Source organism: Rivularia sp. UHCC 0363, from assembly GCF_034931125.1.
Lineage (GTDB): Bacteria > Cyanobacteriota > Cyanobacteriia > Cyanobacteriales > Nostocaceae > Rivularia.
Map to the genome: position 1 here is coordinate 14,971 of NZ_JAYGHM010000106.1, position 1,635 is coordinate 16,605.

Below are 1,635 nucleotides of genomic sequence, written 5' to 3' on the forward strand. Positions count from 1 at the left end.
TTTTAACTCCTCACAAGCACCAATACTCACCCAATTACTCGAACCATCGCGATTGTGTTCTTTTTTCCAAATAGGAGCATTATGTTTAAGAGTGTCAATAGCGTAACCACAAGCAGCGAAAGCTTCCGAACGGTGAGGACAACCAACTGCGACTAAAACGCTGATTTCACCTATTTTTAAATGTCCGGTGCGATGATGAATTACTACACGGTTTGTATCCGTCCATTTTTGGCGAATATCGGCTGCAATTTGATAAAATACCCGCAAAGCCATTGGTTCGTAAGCTTGATATTCTAGAGAAATAACTGGTATCCCATCGGTTTGGTTGCGGACTGTTCCACTCATCACCACAATTGCACCGTTGCCTGGATGGTCGGCTAGATCGTAAACTTCTGTAAGTGACAGGGGTGCAAAGGTAATAGCAAAATTGTCTTCAGGTCTGGGTTTCAGTGCGGAATTAAAAGTACTTGAAGCTTGCAAGTTCATAGGTTTTTTTATAACACTTAAATATATTGTCTTTTATTCTAGGAAATTGGAAGCAAAGGCAAGAAGTTATAAGTTATGGATTTTTGATTGATTAGCGATCGCTAACTAATTTGGGTTTTTTAGCAACTTTTACCGCAATTTTGGATAAAAAAGCTCATAGTAGCCGATTATATAAGATAAAGTATCGCTTATTAGTAGAATTATTCCTCAAGATTGCTTATTCTTCTGATTTGCTGTTCTCTGTCCCTTGTTCGTGAATATTAATTTAGGATTAACCTGTATAATCATATTTTCATTTATTTTTATTTAGTCGTAGAAAATACTGAAACATACTTACTTTTAGCGGAATTTATGTAAATATACGGAAGAGGTATCAGAATTTTGATATCGGTTTTAAGGCATATTACTATGGTTTATGTGACGAAATTAGCTCTTAGCTGTTGTAGATAATCTATATAAATGACTTTTGTTAAAGTTTTGGTATGAGTAACCTCCGATAGCTTAATTAAACTGAGGATGTAGTTGTATATGGCGATCGCAAACGAGTTTTTACCAAGAAACCTTCGTAAACCACCTTTGCTGATTCTTTCCTATCGTTTGTATAGCGGTTTGCTCTTCTGAGCGTCCAGAAAATTTGTTAATAGTAGGAAAGATTTTATGAAAAAAAAGGTTGTTCAAAACGAAGCGTTAAGGCTAAAAGCTTTATACAAGTATTCGATTCTTGATACTTCACCTGAGATTGCTTTCGATGATTTGGTGTTGTTGGCTAAACAAATTATGGGAACACCCATTGCTTTGATTAATTTCGTTGATGCTAATCGTCAGTGGTTTAAAGCCAAGCTGGGATTGAGCGTATCTGAAATGCCCAGAAATGTCGGGTTTTGTTCTTTGTGTGTCGGTTTGGGTGAGACTTTAATTATTCCCGATACTTTGGCTGACGATCGCTTTGCTGATAATCCTGTGGTTATTTCGGAACCGTATGTCAGATTTTATGCGGGTATACCGTTAATGACCCTTCACGGAGAGGTAATCGGAACTTTATGCGCGATCGATACGGTACCGCGTTCGATTAATTCCGAACAAATAAAATCGTTAGAAGCGATTGGTCGTTTGGTGATCGAGCAATTAAAAATCCGCACAAGTTTAAAT

General features: G+C 37.2%; 2 protein-coding genes. One reads left to right on the forward strand and one right to left on the reverse strand.

Going from position 1 to position 1,635, the window contains the following annotated elements; all coding sequences use genetic code 11:
* Positions 1–486 (reverse strand): molybdenum cofactor biosynthesis protein MoaE (locus tag VB797_RS33180; protein WP_323242051.1); only part of this gene is annotated, 486 nt, incomplete at its 3' end.
* A 657-nt stretch (positions 487–1,143) separates the two neighbouring features.
* Between VB797_RS33180 and VB797_RS33185 the strand changes: the two genes are divergently transcribed.
* Positions 1,144–1,635: GAF domain-containing protein (locus VB797_RS33185; protein WP_323242052.1), on the forward strand; the 492-nt coding region annotated here is incomplete at its 3' end.